At 68.4% G+C, this 16,998-nt stretch carries 20 protein-coding genes and 1 tRNA gene; 4 read left to right on the top strand and 17 right to left on the bottom strand.

From position 1 onward, the window contains the following. Window positions 1-11: 11 nt before the first annotated feature. Both F9288_RS00105 and F9288_RS00100 read right to left on the bottom strand, forming a co-directional pair. Window positions 12-395, bottom strand: coding sequence for a PaaI family thioesterase (locus F9288_RS00105; protein WP_174834755.1), 384 nt, complete (start codon window positions 393-395; stop codon window positions 12-14). Then, complete coding sequence (locus F9288_RS00100; RefSeq protein WP_254621000.1) at window positions 392-844, bottom strand: PaaI family thioesterase; 453 nt, start codon at window positions 842-844, stop codon at window positions 392-394. The genes F9288_RS00105 and F9288_RS00100 overlap by 4 nt, the downstream gene beginning before the upstream one ends. A gap of 102 nt (window positions 845-946) precedes the next feature. Here F9288_RS00100 and F9288_RS00095 point away from each other — a divergent pair, with 102 nt between their 5' ends. Next, entirely contained in the window at window positions 947-1,729 is a 783-nt protein-coding gene (locus F9288_RS00095; protein ID WP_174834754.1) for a crotonase/enoyl-CoA hydratase family protein, read from the top strand. A gap of 28 nt (window positions 1,730-1,757) precedes the next feature. On the opposite strand, the gene F9288_RS00090 is transcribed toward F9288_RS00095, so the two are convergent. After that, entirely contained in the window at window positions 1,758-2,519 is a 762-nt protein-coding gene (locus F9288_RS00090; RefSeq protein WP_174834753.1) for a DUF1134 domain-containing protein, read from the bottom strand. Between the two features lie 176 nt (window positions 2,520-2,695). Between F9288_RS00090 and F9288_RS00085 the strand changes: the two genes are divergently transcribed. Then, window positions 2,696-2,785 (top strand) — tRNA-Ser (locus tag F9288_RS00085). An 81-nt stretch (window positions 2,786-2,866) separates the two neighbouring features. Here F9288_RS00085 and F9288_RS00080 read toward each other — a convergent pair. After that, window positions 2,867-3,364, bottom strand: a complete 498-nt coding sequence (locus F9288_RS00080) for a DUF488 domain-containing protein (protein ID WP_254620999.1) — start codon at window positions 3,362-3,364, stop codon at window positions 2,867-2,869. A gap of 272 nt (window positions 3,365-3,636) precedes the next feature. On the opposite strand from F9288_RS00080, the gene F9288_RS00075 reads away from it, so the two are divergent. Then, on the top strand, window positions 3,637-3,852 hold the full coding sequence (locus F9288_RS00075) for a DUF2945 domain-containing protein (protein ID WP_174834752.1): 216 nt from the start codon (window positions 3,637-3,639) through the stop codon (window positions 3,850-3,852). A 47-nt stretch (window positions 3,853-3,899) separates the two neighbouring features. Here F9288_RS00075 and queA read toward each other — a convergent pair whose 3' ends face one another. The 10 genes from queA to F9288_RS00025 all read right to left on the bottom strand — a co-directional run bounded on the left by queA (window position 3,900) and on the right by F9288_RS00025 (window position 13,235). Next, window positions 3,900-4,925 carry a tRNA preQ1(34) S-adenosylmethionine ribosyltransferase-isomerase QueA gene (queA, locus tag F9288_RS00070; protein WP_174834751.1) on the bottom strand — a complete coding sequence of 342 codons (1,026 nt, stop codon included), beginning with the start codon at window positions 4,923-4,925 and terminating at the stop codon, window positions 3,900-3,902. A gap of 25 nt (window positions 4,926-4,950) precedes the next feature. Further along, window positions 4,951-5,670 (bottom strand): peptidylprolyl isomerase, encoded by a 720-nt coding sequence (locus F9288_RS00065; RefSeq protein WP_174834750.1) that lies wholly within the window; start codon window positions 5,668-5,670, stop codon window positions 4,951-4,953. Window positions 5,671-5,757: 87 nt separating this feature from the next. After that, window positions 5,758-6,264: a pantetheine-phosphate adenylyltransferase gene (coaD, locus tag F9288_RS00060; protein ID WP_174834749.1), complete on the bottom strand. Its 507-nt coding sequence runs from the start codon at window positions 6,262-6,264 to the stop codon at window positions 5,758-5,760. 3 nt (window positions 6,265-6,267) lie between these two features. After that, window positions 6,268-7,164 carry a polyprenyl synthetase family protein gene (locus F9288_RS00055; RefSeq protein WP_174834748.1) on the bottom strand — a complete coding sequence of 299 codons (897 nt, stop codon included), beginning with the start codon at window positions 7,162-7,164 and terminating at the stop codon, window positions 6,268-6,270. Continuing rightward, window positions 7,161-7,412: an exodeoxyribonuclease VII small subunit gene (locus tag F9288_RS00050; protein ID WP_174834747.1), complete on the bottom strand. Its 252-nt coding sequence runs from the start codon at window positions 7,410-7,412 to the stop codon at window positions 7,161-7,163. The genes F9288_RS00055 and F9288_RS00050 overlap by 4 nt, the downstream gene beginning before the upstream one ends. 51 nt (window positions 7,413-7,463) lie before the next feature. After that, window positions 7,464-7,661 (bottom strand): hypothetical protein, encoded by a 198-nt coding sequence (locus tag F9288_RS00045; RefSeq protein WP_174834746.1) that lies wholly within the window; start codon window positions 7,659-7,661, stop codon window positions 7,464-7,466. A 39-nt stretch (window positions 7,662-7,700) separates the two neighbouring features. Beyond that, the gene (locus tag F9288_RS00040) at window positions 7,701-9,380 is read right to left on the bottom strand and encodes a diguanylate cyclase (RefSeq protein WP_174834745.1); all 1,680 of its coding nucleotides are present in this window, start codon (window positions 9,378-9,380) and stop codon (window positions 7,701-7,703) included. Between the two features lie 100 nt (window positions 9,381-9,480). After that, a complete protein-coding gene (locus tag F9288_RS00035; RefSeq protein WP_174834744.1) occupies window positions 9,481-10,464 on the bottom strand; it encodes a GGDEF domain-containing protein in 984 nt (327 codons plus the stop codon). 127 nt (window positions 10,465-10,591) lie between these two features. After that, window positions 10,592-12,910 (bottom strand): ATP-dependent Clp protease ATP-binding subunit ClpA, encoded by a 2,319-nt coding sequence (gene clpA / locus F9288_RS00030; protein ID WP_174834743.1) that lies wholly within the window; start codon window positions 12,908-12,910, stop codon window positions 10,592-10,594. Window positions 12,911-13,037: 127 nt separating this feature from the next. Beyond that, entirely contained in the window at window positions 13,038-13,235 is a 198-nt protein-coding gene (locus tag F9288_RS00025; RefSeq protein ID WP_174834742.1) for a DUF1192 domain-containing protein, read from the bottom strand. A gap of 71 nt (window positions 13,236-13,306) precedes the next feature. On the opposite strand from F9288_RS00025, the gene F9288_RS00020 reads away from it, so the two are divergent. Beyond that, window positions 13,307-14,308, top strand: a complete 1,002-nt coding sequence (locus tag F9288_RS00020; RefSeq protein ID WP_174834741.1) for an NAD(P)H-quinone oxidoreductase — start codon at window positions 13,307-13,309, stop codon at window positions 14,306-14,308. Between the two features lie 30 nt (window positions 14,309-14,338). On the opposite strand, the gene F9288_RS00015 is transcribed toward F9288_RS00020, so the two are convergent. The 3 genes from F9288_RS00015 to F9288_RS00005 all read right to left on the bottom strand — a co-directional run bounded on the left by F9288_RS00015 (window position 14,339) and on the right by F9288_RS00005 (window position 16,998). Next, complete coding sequence (locus F9288_RS00015; RefSeq protein ID WP_174834740.1) at window positions 14,339-15,013, bottom strand: DUF1013 domain-containing protein; 675 nt, start codon at window positions 15,011-15,013, stop codon at window positions 14,339-14,341. A gap of 94 nt (window positions 15,014-15,107) precedes the next feature. Continuing rightward, window positions 15,108-16,124, bottom strand: a complete 1,017-nt coding sequence (locus tag F9288_RS00010) for a glycosyltransferase family 1 protein (protein WP_174834739.1) — start codon at window positions 16,122-16,124, stop codon at window positions 15,108-15,110. A gap of 1 nt (window position 16,125) precedes the next feature. Further along, window positions 16,126-16,998 carry a UDP-2,3-diacylglucosamine diphosphatase gene (locus F9288_RS00005; protein ID WP_174834738.1) on the bottom strand — a complete coding sequence of 291 codons (873 nt, stop codon included), beginning with the start codon at window positions 16,996-16,998 and terminating at the stop codon, window positions 16,126-16,128.

Genomic DNA, 16,998 nt, shown 5'->3' with positions numbered 1-16,998 from the left:
GCCGGCCGCCCTCAATCCCGCTCGATCAGATAGTTCATCCGCGCTGCCGCGATCGGGCGGTCGCGGTCGTCTTGCCACGCGAAGGCGACGACATTGGCGACGCGGTTGCCGAGCCGTGTGATCCGCCCGGTCGCGCGCGTCTCGCGGTCGCGGCCGCCGCGCATGAAATCTACCGTGACATTGATCGGCTTGATCCGCCCGCCGCCTTCGCCCTCCAGCGCGTGATGCAGCGAGGCGATCGCCGCCACTTCCAGCAGGCCGGAGATCGCGCCGCCTTGCAGGAAGCCGGGGCGGCCGAGCACGCCCTGGTGGAACGGCATCACCATCACGGGCGTCCCGTCCCCGGCGCGTTCCAGCGTCGCTTCGAGCAGGGCGGCATAGGGCGGGAGCTTCATTTGCCGATCCTCGGATAAGTGCCGCTCGGCACCATGAAGGTTGCCGCGACATGCGCGATCGGATCGTCGATATCGCCGTCGTGCGCGATGCCGCGCGTGAAGGAGATCGAGCGCGCGACGCGCAGGCATTCCGCGCGGCCGATCACGGTGCGGCCCGGCCGTGCCGGCCGCAGATAGTCGATGCGCAGGTCGAGCGTCGCGTGGGGCGCGAAGCCGCCGATGCGCTGCCACACGGCGATGCTGGTCGCCACGTCCATCATCGCGATGATCGGGCCGGAGGCGATCACGCCGCTCTCCTCGTTGCCGATCAGCTCCTCCGAATAGGGCAGCGCGAGTTCCAGCCAGTTCTCGCCCATCGCGTGGAAGCGGACGCCGAGCCGCCCGGCGTGACCGTTGAACTCACGGTTCTCGATCATCTCGAGCGCCATCTTTGCGGGGTCGAAGTTCATGCGCCTCGTCCTACACGCTCGCACGCGCGGCGCAACGCCCGGACGTTGATGCGGCGCGCGGCGCAGGGTAGCGCTTTGCCGCGAAGCACAGGAGAGAGAGCGATGGAACAGCGGGTGACGATCAACGTGGCGGATGGGATCGCCGATATCCGGCTGGCCCGCGCGGAGAAGATGAACGCGCTCGATCCCGCGATGTTCGCCGGCATCAACGACGCGATCGCGCGACTGGCGGAGATGAAGGGCGTGCGCGTCGCCGTGCTGTCCGGCGAGGGCAGGGCGTTCTGCGCGGGGCTGGACATGGCCTCGATGGCGGACGGCGGATCGGGCACCGACCTCGCCGCGCGTAGCCACGGTCTCGCCAACGCCGCGCAGCATGTCGCCTGGGGCTGGCGCGAGCTGCCGATGCCGGTGATCGCCGCGGTGCATGGCGTGGCGATGGGTGGCGGCTTCCAGGTGATGTCCGGCGCGGACATCCGCATCGTCCACCCCGCGACGCGCATGTCGATCCGCGAGACATTTTGGGGGCTGGTGCCGGATATGGCCGGGGTCGCGCTGTGGCGCACGCTGGCCCGCGACGACGTGCTGCGCGAGCTGACCTATACCGCGCGCGAGTTCTCCGGCGCGGATGCGCTGGCCTATGGCTTCGCGACGCGGCTGGCCGACGATCCCCATGCGGCGGCGATGGCGCTGGCGCGCGAGATCGCGGGGCGCAATCCCGATGCGGTGCGCGCGTCCAAGCGGCTCTACAATCTCGCGGCGGATGGCGATGCGGCAACGGTGCTGCGCGCCGAAAGCGCGGAACAGATTCGGCTGCTGCGCTCGCCCAATCAGGTCGAGGCGGTGCGCGCGAACATGGAAAAGCGCGGGCCGGTGTTCAGGGACTAGTCGCTGCGGACGGCCGGCTGCCGTTAGATCAGAACGGCAGCCACTTCGACTTGTGGCTGAACTTCATGTAGCCGACGTTCACCCCGGCGCGCCAGCCGACCCCCAGCCGCACCGGGATCAGCACGATATTGCCGCGCCGCAGATAGGTCGCGGCGAACCCGCCGACGAAATACAGCCGCCCCTCGGCTGCGGGGAAGCGGCGGTAAAGCTCCTCGGTGTCGTAGAGGTTGTACACCAGCACGAACACCTTGTTGGCGTCGCCGCCGAGATCGAAGCCGAGCGACGGGCCGGTCCAATAGACCGGCATCTGCCCCTCCACCTTATGCGTCATGATGCCCGAGCCGTAGCGCAGGCCGACGACCACCGCGCCAGACGCCTCGCGCCCGGCGATATAGGCGTTCGGCTCGCCCTGATCCTTCAGGATCTTCTCGATGATCGAGGCGAGGCCCTCGGCGCCCTTGCCGAACACGCCTTCGCCGGCGCTGATCAGGTCGTCGCGGTGAAAGGTGTCGGCGGCGTTGCTGGTCGCCTGCGCGCGGTTGTCCGGCGTCGCGGCGCCGTTCGCGGGCGGCAGCGCCAGCGGCGCGGACTGCGCGGGCGGGGGAGGGGCCTCGGCCGGCACCGGCTCGTCGGGATAGGTCTGCGTCTGCTGCGCGGCGGGCGCATGGCTGGATGCGGGCGATATATCATTGTCGATCGCCTTGTTGGGGTCGATCGTCCGCACTTGCGCTGTCGCCGTGCTGGCTATCGCCATCGCCGTCAGCCCGAGGGCCAGCATCACCTTGCGCATCTTCAACCTTCCCCCGGGAAACGGAATGATCCCCGCGAGGAAGCGTAACCACCAAGCCGCTTTCGCGGCAATGAACCTGACGACGACCCGAGTCGATTTCGCGCCGAGGCGAATCCGCAACGCATCGGTTGATCGCCGCGATTCCCGCCGCTATAGCCCGCCCTCGCGCCGCAGCCGGAGACGTGGGTGAGTGGCTGAAACCAACGCTTTGCTAAAGCGTCATACGGGAAACCGTATCGAGGGTTCGAATCCCTCCGTCTCCGCCATTATCTCCATGCAATGCAGGTGACTGCATCGAAGCTATCGTTGAGCGGCAATCGTCAGCCCGCCGAATGCGCGATCCTCGCTCAGGCTTCGTCGTACAGCACATTTCTCAGGACGACGGCATCGTTATGCCGCTCGTCGTGTGCGCTATAGACGAGCGTGACCATGCCGTCCCTGGCGAGAGCGCGGATTCGATCGAGGGCTTCGGTTCTTCCGCGAAGCTCGGCGCGATAGCGGCGTTGAAATTCCGCCCAGCGCGCGGGATCGTGGCCGAACCATTGCCGCAACTCGGTGCTGGGGGCGATGTCCTTCATCCAGTCGTCGAGCGCGGCCTTGGCCTTGCTCACCCCGCGCGGCCACAGCCGGTCGACGAGGATTCGCACGCCGTCGCCCGGTTCGGCCGGTTCATATGCGCGCTTGAGCTGGATATGCCCGACCGGGATGGGTGAACTGGTCATGCGAACGTCCGCGCAGCAAAACGGCTCGACATTTCCGCCGTCGATTTCCGCCAGCCGGCCGAGCAGCCACGGTTGCGGCTTTCCTAAGGTCAGCCGCTGCACCGTGACCGGGGATGACTTCAACTGGTTGGAGCAGAATGCGCATGTCGAATGTACCGGCTCATCCGGCTCGCCCGCGATGCCGGGATTGGTGTCGATTCCAGGGCGTATCGCCGCTCTCCCTGTGCGTTCCGTCGAGCGGCCGCGCGGTGCGGGGTGGCTTTGCCGGTGGCGCCCTGGCGGTCATGATGATCGGTCCGAGCGCGGATAATCGCAAAACGACGCGGTCAACTCAATATCGCGCAGGCGTCGGCGAGTTGATATTGAGGAATCCGCAATGATCATGGGAGCGCGGGATGAGCCAACGCTTTGAAGTCGGCGATCACGTCGCCTGGAATTCAGAGGCCGGTCATGTCAGCGGCAGGATCATCAAGGTCCACACGCAGGACGTGGACTACAAAGGCTATACGCATCACGCCAGCGCTGACGATCCGCAATATGAGATCAAGAGCGACAGGACCGATCATATCGCTATGCACAAGGGATCAGCATTGAGGCGGATCGCGGACTGAGACTCCGTTCCCGCACCCGGCGCTCGCCTCGGCCAGCCGCCAAAGCCTCATGGCAGCAGCAACGAGGCGTCCCCATAGGAATAGAAACGATAGCCCGCCGCGATCGCATGGGCGTAGGCGGCCTGCATCCGATCCAGCCCCATCAGCGCCGACACGAGCATGAACAGCGTCGAGCGCGGCAGATGGAAGTTGGTGACGAGGCCGTCGATCCCCCGGAAGCGATAGCCGGGGGTGATGAAGATCGCGGTGTCGCCCTCGAACGGGCGGATCACGCCGTCCACGCCGGCCGCGCTCTCGATCAGCCGCAGCGAGGTGGTGCCGACCGCGATGACCCGGCCGCCCGCCGCGCGGGTGGCGTTGAGGCGGTCGGCGGTCGGCTGGTCGATCCGGCCCCATTCGGCGTGCATCACATGATCGTCGGTGTCGTCCGCCTTCACCGGCAGGAAGGTGCCGGCGCCGACGTGTAGCGTCAGCATGGTGTGCCCGATCCCGGCGGCATCGAGCGCGGCGACCAGCGCAGGCGTGAAATGCAACGCGGCGGTGGGGGCGGCGACGGCGCCGGCCTCGCGCGCGAACATCGTCTGGTAATCGTCCGCGTCGCGTGCGTCGGCGGGGCGCTTGCCGGCGATATAGGGCGGCAACGGCATCCGCCCGGCACGCTCCAGCAGCAGCTCGACCGGTTCGTCGCCCGCGAAGTCCAGCGCGATGCTGCCGTCCGCGCCGCGATCGCTCGCGACCGCGCGGACGCCCGCGCCGAAATCGATCGTGTCGCCGTCGCGCACCCGCTTCGCGTTGCGCACGAAGGCGCGCCAGCGGCGGGGGCCTTCGCGCTTGTGGAGCGTCGCGCCGATCCTCGCCCCGCCGCGCGTCCCCTCAAGCTGCGCGGGGATGACGCGCGTGTCGTTGAAGACGAGCAGGTCGCCGGCGCGCAGTTCGCGCGGCAGATCGGCGACCGTGCGATCGCGCATCCCGTCGCCCTCCACTACGAGCAGCCGCGCGGATTCGCGTGGGCTGGCCGGCCGCAGCGCGATCCGCTCCGGCGGCAGCGTGAAATCGAACAGGTCGACGTCCATCGGCGCGCTGGCCCCGGTGGGCGCGTCAGGGCTTCTTGGGTTTGGGCGGCGCCTTGGCCGGGGCCGCGGGCTTGCCCGCGCCCGGCAATGTGACCGGCCCGAGCACCGCGCCGGCATTCACCGCCGGCGGCGGCGCGGCCTGATAAGCCGGCGGGTTGTCGCTGGCGATATAGGCGTGGATGATGCGCGTCGGATTGGCGGGCGGCTCGCCGCGCTCGATCCCGTCGACATATTGCATCCCGTCGATCACCCGGCCGAACACCGTATATTTGTGATCGAGCGACAGCCTGGGCTGGAAGACGATGTAGAACTGGCTGTTCGCGCTGTCATCGGATTGCGCGCGCGCCGCCGCCACCGCGCCGCGGACGTGGGGCAGGTAATTGAACTCGGCCTTGATGTCCGGCAGCGTCGAGCCGCCGGTGCCGTCGCCCTTCGGATCGCCGCCCTGCGCCATGAAGCCGTCGATCACGCGATGGAAGGTGAGGCCGTCGTAGAAATGCTGGCGGGTCAGCGTCTTGATGCGGTTGACCATCAGCGGCGCGGCGTCCGGGCGGAGCAGGATCGTCACCCGCCCGCCGTCCGACAGGTCGAGCAGCCATTGGTTGGTCTTGTCGTCCAGCGCCGGCGGCGCGGCGCGCACGGCCGGCGCCTCGGTCTGGACGACCGTGTCCTTCTTTTCCTTCTTGGCGAGCGCCGGGGTCGCCACCAGCGCGCCAATGATCGCCACTACACCGATGAAACGCATCAATCCGACTTTCCAAACTCGCTGCCGCGCGCCGCCGCGCAGGCGTTGCGCCCTAAAGCATAGCGCCGCTTGCGCCAATCTGAACCTTCACGCGCCGCGCCGGCCTAGCACCTGGACGCGCGCGACCACTTCCTCCCGCACATTGGGAGTGACGAACTTGCCGATCTCCCCGCCGAAGATCGCGATCTCCTTCACGAGTCGCGAGGCGATCGGCTGAAGCGCGACGTCGGCCATCAGGAAGACCGTCTCGATCCGGTCGTTGAGCTGCTGGTTCATGCCGGCCATCTGATATTCATATTCGAAATCGGCCACCGCGCGCAGCCCGCGCACGATGACCCCGGCGCCCTCGCGCTCGGCGAAGTCCATCAGCAGCGAATCGAAGCTGACGACGCGGATGTCGGCGTCGATCGTCGCGACCTCGCGCTCGACGATCGCCATCCGCTCGGGCAGCGAGAACATCGGCGACTTGGAGGGGTTGGTCGTCACCCCGATCACCAGCCGATCGACCAGCTTCGCGCCGCGCCGGATGATATCCATATGCCCGAGCGTGATCGGATCGAACGTGCCGGGATAGACGCCGATGCGGGTGGTCATGGCTCAACGATCCCTTTCCAGCACGTAATGAGCGATATCGCGCAGCAGATCGGCCTCGCGCCCGTAGTGGCGCAGATGCGCGATCGACTGATCGACCAGCAGCCGGCAGCGCTCGCGCGCCTGCTCGACGCCGAGCAGCGAGACGAACGTCTCCTTGCCCGCCTCGGCATCCTTGCGCAGCTTCTTGCCCGCCGCCGCCTCGTCGCCCTCCACGTCGATCAGGTCGTCGACGATCTGGAAGGCGAGGCCGATGTCGCGGGCATAGCCGCGCAGGCCGGTGCGCCCCTCCGGCTGCACGCGGCCCAGGATCGCGCCGGCCTCCACCGCGACGGCGATCAGCGCACCGGTCTTGAGCGCCTGCAACCGGCTGACGGTGGCGAGATCGAACTGCGCGCGCTCCGCCTCCAGGTCCATCGCCTGCCCGCCGGCCATTCCAGCCGGCCCGGAGGCGCGCGCCACTTCCAGTACCAGCTCGGCGCGGACGAACGGATCGGGGTGGGTCGCGGGATCGGACAATATCTCGAATGCCAGCGTCTGCAGGCTGTCGCCGGCGAGGATCGCGGTCGCCTCGTCGAACGCCTTGTGCACGGTCGGCTTGCCGCGCCGCATGTCGTCGTCGTCCATCGCCGGCAGGTCGTCGTGGATCAGCGAATAGACGTGGATCGCCTCAATCGCGGTGCCGACCCGCGTCACGCTGTCGTGGTCGCAGCCGAAGATCTGCGCGGTGGCGAGGACGAGCAGCGGGCGCAGCCGCTTGCCGCCGCCGATCGCGGCGTGACGCATCGCGCGATACAGGTCGGCGCGGGGATCGTCCGGAATCGCCAGCAGCGCGTCGAAGCGTGCATCGATCGCGCGCGCGGTTTCGGCCAGCGCCGCCTGAAGCGCGGGGGATGGCTTCATCCCGCGCTGAACGGCGTGGTGGTCGCGCGACCTTCCGCATCGAGCCGGATCGCCTCGATCCGCGCCTGCGCCGCGTCCAGCCGTTCGGCGCAGCGCGCGCGCAGCGCATTGCCGCGCTCGTAGAGGTCGATCGCCTCGGCGAGCGGCGTCTCGCCGGATTCGAGCTTGTGGACGATCGCTTCCAGCTCGCGCAGCGCCGCCTCGAACGTCATCGCGGCGATCGCATCTTCATCGGGGGTCGAGGCCATGGATTGGCTATGCGGCAGGGGTTGGCCGGGGGTCAAGGACGCAGGCGATGCTCAGCGCGCGTCGTTCAGCCGCACCAGCAGCGACAGGCCGAACACGCCGAGATTGACGGTGGCCCGCGCGACCGGCCGGGCGTCGACCATCGAATCGGCCGACGGCGCGTCGAGGGAGATCAGCGGGCGGCGCTCCCCGATCGCAACGACGATCAGCGCGGCGGCGATCAGCAAAAAGGCGCGGCGGCGACGTTCCATGCGCAGCGCTTTACCTTATTCAGCGGCGGCGCGAAAGCGTCACGCGGCGAGCGGGCCGGCGGCGTGGCGCACGCGGTCGCGCCCGGCGGCCTTGGCGGCGTAGAGCGCCTGATCGGCGTTGCGGTAGAGCGCCTTCCAGTCCTGCTCGCTGGCGATCGGCCCGGCGCAGGTGCCGAGCGAGACGGTGACGGTGAGGTCGAACGGCATCCGCTCGCGCCGCACGCGGGCGAGCACCTCGGCGGCGACATCGCCGCGCCGTTCCGGCACCAGCACCGCGAATTCCTCGCCGCCGAGCCGGGCGACCAGCGCGTCGGGCGGCGCGGCGGCGCGCAGCGCGCGGGCGATGATGCGCAGCACCTCGTCGCCGCCGTCATGGCCGAGCGCGTCGTTGACCAACTTGAAATGGTCGATATCGGCCAGCACCAGCAGGTGCGGCTGCGCCCGCCCCACCGCCGCGCGAAGGAAGCCGCGCCGGTTGAGCAGCCCGGTCAGCGGATCGGCGTCGGCGAGTTGCCAGGCCGCGCTCGCCCTCGCGCGCGCGTCGTCGCGCTCGATCGCAATCAGGCGGAAGCGATAGGCGATGGCGAGGCTGGAGAGCAGCGCCTCCGCCGTCATCGACAGCAGGGTGGAATTGTCGAGCAGGAAGCTCCAGGCGATGACATGGAAGTTCTCCGCCACCCTCATGCCGGCCAGCACTATCGGCGCGGCCCAGGAGACGACGAACAGCCACAGATAGTTGCTGCGCTCCCGCCACGCCGACCACAGGATCACCGGCACCACCGCGATCGCGATGACGAAGCTGATCGCGTGGATGCGGTCGAGCAGGTGGAAATGCCACGGCGCCAGCACCGCGAAGGCGGTCGCGGCGATGCCCAGCGCCGCCATCGCGAGATCGGTCGCCCATGCGACCCAGCCCCGGAACACCGCCGGCTCGAAGAAGCTGCGCGCGAACGCCAGCACGCTGATCGTCGAGACGGACACCATCACATAGTTGATGCGCAGCCGTTCGTTGTTCTCCAGCCCCGAAAACACCCATGCCATCGCGCCTGACGAGGAGAAGGCATAGAGCATCATCCCCGCCACCAGCACGCAATAGGCAAGCTGGAAGCGATGGCGCAGCGCGCCCCACAAGGCGAAATTATAGACGAGCAGCGACAGGCTCAGCCCGCCGAACGCGCTGTAGAGCGCGCCGAGCAGCAGGTCCGACGCCGCGCTCTGCGCTTCGGTCGCGAGGCGCGGGGCGATGACGATGCCGCGCAGGTTCATCGAGCCGCGCACATGCCACAGCAATCGCGTCACCGGCGCGGCGCGCTGCGGCAATGTCCGTTCGAAGATCGCGCCGAGCCGGATCGCATGGGTCGCGTCATGCCCGTCCATGCGCTGGCGCAGCACCACGCCGTCGGCATAGGCGATGTAGAGCGTCGCGTCGTCCTGCCACACGCTCGCGGTGCGGACGGTCGCCGCGCGGGTCGAGAGCGGGGCGGAGCGGACCCAATAATCCCCGGCGCCGAACGATTCCTGATCGCGCACGCAATCATAGCGCGCGTCGGCGCGGAGCATCGCCGTCGCCGTGTCGCCGGGACGTACCGGCGACACGCATGTCGCGATCGGCGTGCCGACCAGCCCGGCGCCCGCAGCCTCCGCCGGCACGGTCGCCAGCAGCGCGGCGAGCGCGGCGAGCGCCGCGTATATCCATTTCAAAGCGGTGCGACCCGGCATGAGAGCGCTCTAGCGGCGAGCATGCGAACAGATCGTAAATGCGGGGAAAGGATTATTGCGATAACAGCATTTTTTGCGATTACAGCGGGATAGACCGTGCTCAGCCGGCGATCACGCGATCCCGGCCCTGTTCCTTCGCCTGGTAGAGCAAGGCATCGGCGCGCTCCATCGCGGCGGCGATCGCGGCCTCGTCGGCGGGCAGCATGGTGATGCCGGCGGAGAAGGTGATTCGCCCCATCGGCTCGTCGGTTTCGCGCAGGCGGAAATGGCGATCGCCGAGCGCGCGGCGCGCTTCCTCCACCATCCGCTGTGCCGTGGCGAGATCGCCGCGCAGCACGAGCAGGAACTCCTCGCCGCCCCAGCGCCCGACGAATTCGTCGTCGAGCGAGGATTTCAGGCTTGCGGCGACGGTGCGCAGCACGCGATCGCCGACGGCGTGGCCGTAGCGATCGTTATAGGATTTGAAACGGTCGATGTCGCACATCGCGATCACGCGCGGTTCGCTGTCGGCGCAGGCGCGGGTGAGATGCGCCTCGATTCCGCGACGGTTGGGCAGCCCGGTGAGCGCATCGCGCTCCGCATCGCCCTGCGCGATCTCCAGCTTGCTGCGCATCTGTTCGAGCTGCGCGGTGGTCGCGGCAAGCTCGCGTTCCGAACGCTGCGAGCGGGCGAGCGTGGCGATCAGCAACTCGCGCAGCGGCGCCAGATCGTCCTCGCTGAAATCCTCCAGCCGGAACGCCAGTTCGCGGCTGAACTCGCCGGTGACCGCCTGCGCGGAGGCGGCAAGATCGACGAGGCGCAGCGCCTGGTGGCGCAGCACGTCCGTGCCGGGGGCCGCCGGTTCCTCCGGCGCGACAGGGGATTCGCCCATGACTCCGCCGAGGAAGCCGGCGTAGAGCGAATCCGCCTCCTGCTGCGTCACCCGCACGCCGCCGTCGATAATCGCGGCGATCGCCTGGCTGAGCGCGGGCAGCGTTCCCCAGCAATGGAAGAATCCGAGCGCATAGTTGCGCGGGGTCGCCGGCAGCCGCTGCTGCTCAAGAAACGCGAGCGTTCGTTCGCAAAGGTCTTTGGTCGCCTTCATGCCATCTGCCTAGCGCAGGATGGTTAAAGGACGGGTAAAGCATTCCTCCGAAACCGTGGCATCTGCCGGGTAGCGAAGGAAAACGGGGGGCGGCGCGGTTCGTCGTCCGCGCCGCCCCTGTCCCGGCTCAGGCCTTGACCTTCTCCACGCGGCCGCCGCCTTTCTTGCGCGGCTTCTTCGGCGCGGCGGCGACGATCTCGAAGGCCAGCGCGCCGTCCTTCAGCTTCACCGTCACCTCGCCGCCGTGGACGAGCTTGCCGAACAGCAGTTCCTCCGCGAGCGGCTGCTTGATCTTCTCCTGGATCAGCCGGCTCATCGGCCGCGCGCCATAGAGCTTGTCATAGCCCTTGTCGGTCAGCCACTGGCGCGCATCGTCGGTCAGCTTGATATGCACGTCGCGGTCGGCGAGCTGGAGCTCGAGCTGGAGGATGAACTTGTCCACCACCCGCGCGACCACTTCCGGCGGCAGGTAGCTGAACGGCACGATCGCATCGAGCCGGTTGCGGAACTCCGGCGTGAACATGCGCTGCACCGCCTGCTCGTCCTCGCCCTCGCGGGTGAGGTTGCCGAAGCCGACCGTCTCGCGCGCCATGTCGGACGCGCCCGCGTTGGTCGTCATGATGAGGATGACGTTGCGGAAATCGACCGTCTTGCCGTGGTGGTCGGTGAGCTTGCCGTTGTCCATCACCTGCAACAGGATGTTGTAGAGGTCAGGGTGGGCTTTCTCGATCTCGTCGAGCAGCAGTACGCTGTGCGGATTCTGGTCCACCGCGTCGGTGAGCAGGCCGCCCTGATCGTAGCCGACATAGCCCGGAGGCGCGCCGATCAGCCGGCTGACCGAATGGCGCTCCATATATTCGGACATGTCGAACCGCTGGAGCGGGATGCCCATGATCGAGGCGAGCTGCTTCGCCACCTCCGTCTTGCCGACGCCGGTGGGGCCGGTGAACAGATAGCAGCCGATCGGCTTTTCCGGATCACGCAGCCCCGCGCGGCTGAGCTTGATCGCCGACGACAGGTTCTCGATCGCCTTGTTCTGGCCGAACACGACGCGCTTCAGGTCCGTCTCCAGCGTCTCGAGCACCTTCTTGTCGTCGCTGCTGACCGTCTTCGGCGGGATGCGCGCCATAGTGGCGATCACCGCCTCGATCTCCTTCGGCGTGATCGTCTTCTTGCGCTTCGACGGCGCCACCAGCATCTGCATCGCGCCGACCTCGTCGATCACGTCGATCGCCTTGTCGGGCAGCTTGCGATCGTTGATGTAGCGCGCCGACAGCTCGACCGCCGACTTGATCGCATCGGGCGTGTATTTCACGCTGTGATGGCTCTCGAAGGCGGAGCGCAGGCCGGCGAGGATCTTGATCGTGTCCTCGATCGTCGGCTCGTTGACGTCGATTTTCTGGAACCGGCGCAGCAATGCGCGATCCTTCTCGAAATGGTTGCGAAACTCCTTGTACGTCGTGGAGCCGATGCAGCGGATCGTCCCGCCGGAGAGTGCGGGCTTGAGCAGGTTCGAGGCGTCCATCGCCCCGCCGCTGGTCGCGCCCGCGCCGATCACGGTATGGATCTCGTCGATGAACAGCACCGCGTGGGGCAGCTTCTCCAGCTCGTTGACGACCTGCTTGAGCCGCTCCTCGAAATCGCCGCGATAGCGGGTGCCGGCGAGCAGCGCGCCCATGTCGAGCGAGTAGATCACGGCGGGCTTCAGCACGTCGGGCACGTCGCCCTCGACGATCTTGCGCGCCAGCCCCTCGGCGATGGCGGTCTTGCCGACGCCGGGATCGCCCACGTAGAGCGGGTTGTTCTTCGAGCGACGGCAGAGGATCTGCACGGTGCGGTCCACCTCCGGCCCGCGCCCGATCAGCGGATCGACCTTGCCGGCCTTCGCCTTCTCGTTGAGGTCGACAGTGAACTGCTTGAGCGCGCTTTCGCCCTTCTGCTTCGCCTCGGGCTTCTCCTTCTTCTCCTCCTCGACCCCCTTGGGGGGCGGCGCGTCGCCGGCGGCGTTGCCCTTGCCGACGCCGTGGCTGATGTAGCTCACCGCATCCAGCCGGCTCATGTCTTGCTGCTGGAGGAAATAGACCGCGTAGCTCTCGCGCTCGGAGAACAGGGCGACGAGCACGTTCGCGCCGGTCACCTCGTCGCGGCCAGAGGACTGTACGTGCAGGATCGCGCGCTGGACGACGCGCTGGAAGCCGCTGGTGGGCGAGGGGTCGGTCGCGGCCTCGACCTTCAGCGCGCCCAGCTCGGTATCGAGATAGTGCGCGACGGTGGTCTTGAGTTCGCCGAGATCGACGCCGCAGGCCGCCATCACCTGGCTGGCATGTTCGTCGTCGATCAGCGCGAGCAGCAGGTGCTCGAGCGTCGCATATTCGTGGCGGCGGGAGGATGCGGCCTCGAGCGCCTTGTGCAGCGTGGTTTCCAGAGCGCTGGCAAAGGATGGCATTACGATACTCCTGACGGGCCACGACACATGCGCGGCCCCTTTTCCACTATGTCGGGAGGGAAGGGCCTCGCATCAAGCGCCGGGGCCTCCGCATCGGGAGCAACGTGCCGACCCGATGCGCCAGCACTCATCGCTTGAATAGCGCGTCGGCGCTTGCGCGGTGGTTAACGGCGCCTTCGATCTTGCGGCGGCAGCGCGCGACCTCGCCCTCCAGCGCGGTGATCCGCGCCTCCAGCTCCGCCACGGAAAGACGATCGAGATCCTCGCGCAGCAGCGCGGTCAGCGGATCGTCGGGCCGGGGGCCGAGGATATCGTCCAGATCCATGTCGAGAGCGTTGACCGCCGCAGGTGCGAAGTCAATAAGCGGCTGCATAATCTGGGTGGGGCGCAAGACGGATGGCCGAGATTCCGACGACAATGCTGGCGATCGATCCCGAGTCGCCCGGCGGACCGGAAGTGCTGGGGCCGGTCGAGCGGCCGGTGCCGCGGCCCGGCGCGGGCGAGGTGCTGATCCGCGTCGCCGCCGCCGGGGTCAACCGGCCGGACGTGGTGCAGCGGCTCGGCGCTTATCCGCCGCCGCCCGGCGCGCCCTCGATCCTCGGGCTGGAATTGTCGGGCACGGTCGCGGCGGTCGGCGCGGGGCTCGATCCGGCGCTGGAGGGCGCGCGGGTCTGCGCGCTGGTCGCGGGCGGGGCCTATGCCGAATATGCCGTCGTGCCCGCCGGCCTGTGCCTGCCGGTGCCCGAGGTCCTGACGATGATCGAGGCGGCGGCGATCCCCGAAACGCTGTTCACCGTCTGGACCAACCTGTTCGAGCGTGCGTTCGCCGTGGAGGGCGATACGGTGCTGGTCCATGGCGGCACCAGCGGGATCGGGACGATGGCGATCGCGCTCGCCAATATCTTCGGGCTGGAGATCATCGTCACCGCCGGCTCGGACGAGAAGGTCGCGGCGGCGAGGAAGCTCGGCGCGGACCATGCGATCAATTACCGCACCGAGGATTTCGTGGAGCGGGTGAAGGAGATCACCGGCGGCAAGGGTGTCGCGGCGGTGCTGGACATGGTCGGCGGCGATTACGTGCCGCGCAACCTCAAATGCCTGGCGGAGGACGGCCGGCACGTCTCGATCGCGGTGCAGGGCGGGGCGAGCGCGACGATCCCGATCTTCGACATCATGCGCCGCCGGCTGACGCTGACCGGATCGACGCTGCGTCCGCGCGACACCGGCTTCAAGACGTTGGTGGCGGAGGAATTGAAGCGGACGGTATGGCCCTATGTCGAGGCCGGTCGGCTGCGTCCGGTGATCGACCGCACCTATCCGCTCGCCGAGGCGGCCGAGGCGCATCGCCGGATGGAGGCGGGCGATCATGTCGGCAAGATCGTGCTGACGATGGGGTGACGCCGGGGCAACCGGCCCCGGCGGGTCGGGTCAGCGGCGGAACGGGTCCTCGAAGCGATGCTCGCCGGCGCCATCGTCGCCGGCCGTCTCGGCATCGCGCGCCGCCTGTTCACGCTCGGCGCGGAGCTGCTCGATCAGCGCCTCGCGGTCGCCCTCCAGCCGGTGATCGGTCGGCGCCTGCTCGACTCCCGACGCCTTGGCCGCCTTCGCCACCGCCGCGTCAAGCTCGCGCTGCGTGGTGAGGCCCAGCGTCACCGGGTCCTTCGGCACGATATTGGCGATGTTCCAGTGCGTGCGGTCGCGGATCGCGGCGATCGTGGTGCGCGTCGTGCCAATCAGGTTCGAGATCGTGCCGTCCGAGATTTCCGGGTGGTTGCGGATGATCCAGGCGATGCCATCGGGTTTGTCCTGCCGCTTGGAGACCGGCGTGTAGCGCGGCCCCTTGGTGCGGCGGACCTGCTCCGGCCCCTTGGTCATCTGGAGGCGATAGTCGGGGTCGGCCTGCCCCTTCTCGATCTGCTCCATCGTCAGTTCGTGCGCGCGGACGGGATCGCGGCCGGTCAGCTTGCTGCCGGCGGTGTCGTCGGCGATCGCCTGCACCTCGAGGATGTGGAGGCCGCAGAAATCGGCGATCTGCTCGAAGCTGAGCGCGGTATTGTCGACCAGCCAGGAGGCGGTCGCATGGGGCATGAGCGGCTGGGCCACGGGAAACTCCGTCGGAAACAAATAGGGCCGCCCCTTACCGGAGCGGCCGTGTCACGCCGGACGACTTAGTGCGCCCCGCCCGATAGGGCAAGCGTCAAGCGGCAAGACTCGCCGGAACAGGCGCGAGCGCGGCGAGGAACTGCTCCGCGCTCGCCCGCCAGGTGTGGCGCGCGCCCAGCTCGGCGCAGCGGCGTGGGTCGAGCGCCAGCGCGCGATCGATCGCGGCGGAGAGCTTCTCGTCCATCGCCCCGCCCTCCGGCGTCAGCACGTCGAGCGGGCCGGTGACCGGGAAGGCGGCGACCGGGGTGCCGCACGCCAACGCCTCGATCATCACCAGCCCGAACGTGTCGGTGCGGCTCGGGAACACCAGCACGTCCGCCGTGCGATAGGCCGCTGCCAGCACCTCGCCGAAGCGTGGCCCGAGGAAATGCGCCTCGGGGAAGCGCGCTTCCAGCGCGGCACGCGCCGGGCCGTCGCCGACCACCAGCTTGCTGCCGGGATGATCGACGGAGAGGAAGGCGGCGACGTTCTTCTCCACCGCCACCCGCCCGACATAGAGCATGATCGGGCGCGGCAGCACGGCGATCGCCGCATCGAGCACGCCGTGCGGGCGGAACTCCGCCGCCACGCCCCGGCCCCAGCGCCGCGCATGTGGCAGGCCATGCGCCGCCAGCGTCGCCTCGATCGTCGGGGTGGAGGCGAGGATGCCCTGCGCGGGTGCGTGGAACCAGCGGATATAGCGCCACACCCATTCCGGGTTCATCCCGATCCGCGCCGCGATATAATCGGGGAATTGGGTGTGGTAGGCGGTGGTGAAGGGGCGGCCGCGCGCCACGCACCAGCGCCGCGCCGCGACGCCCAATGGCCCTTCGGTGGCGATATGCACCGCCTCCGCCGCGAAGGCCGCGATCCTCTCCCCCACCGCGCGCACCCCGGCGAGGGCGAGGCGGATTTCGGGATAGGTCGGGCAGGGCACCGATCGGAACGTATCCGGCGCGATCACCAGCACCTGATGGCCCATCGCGCGAAGCTCGCCGATCACCGCCTCCAGCGAGCGGACCACGCCGTTGACCTGCGGCGCCCAGGCGTCGGTGACGATCGCGATGCGCATGTCAGGCGGCCAGCGGCACGATTGTGTCGCGGGACCGCGCCGCCATCTCGTCGGCCCAGTGCAGCACCTCCATCCGCCCGTCGACATGTTCGACAAGGGCGGTGCAGCCCTCCACCCAGTCGCCGTCGTTATAATAAAGGACGCCTGCGATCTCCCGGATCTCGGCGGTGTGGATATGGCCGCACACCACGCCGTCCACCCCGCGCGATCCGGCGGCGTGCGCCACCACCTCCTCGAAATGCGAGATGAAGGCGACGGCGTTCTTCACCTTCGCCTTGGCATGTTTCGACAGCGACCAGTAAGGCAGGTCGCAACGGCGGCGCACGGCGTTGACCCAGCGGTTCAGCGCCATCAGCACGGTATAGGCCATGTCCCCGGCATGGGCGAGCCAGCGGTGCGCCAGCGTGATCGCATCGAACTCGTCGCCGTGCAGGACGAGCAGGCGCTTGCCGTCCGCCGTCTCGTGGATCGCCTTGCGGCGGATCGCGATGCCGCCGAAATCGAGGCCGGAGAACTGGCGGAACACCTCGTCGTGGTTGCCGGGGATGTAGATCATCCGCGTGCCGCGCCGCGCGCGCTTGAGCAGCCGCCACACCACGTCGTTGTGCGCCGCCGGCCAGTAGAATCTCTTCTTGAGCCGCCAGCCGTCGATCATGTCGCCGACGAGGTACATCGTCTCGCTGTCGACGTGATCGAGGAAGTCGATCAGCATATCGGCATTGCAGCCGCGCGTGCCGAGGTGGACGTCGCTGATCCAGATCGTGCGATAGCGCCGCCGTTCGGTCACCATGCGCTCGGGATGATGCGGTCGGCTGTTGGCGAAATCGGCGATATCCCCGGCAATCGCGGCGATCGGCAGAACGGTCGTCGGCAT

The organism is Sphingomonas sp. CL5.1 (assembly GCF_013344685.1).
Classification (GTDB): domain Bacteria; phylum Pseudomonadota; class Alphaproteobacteria; order Sphingomonadales; family Sphingomonadaceae; genus Sphingomonas.
Note: the sequence above shows the minus strand (reverse complement) of the source record. Positions and strands in the feature narration are given on the sequence as shown.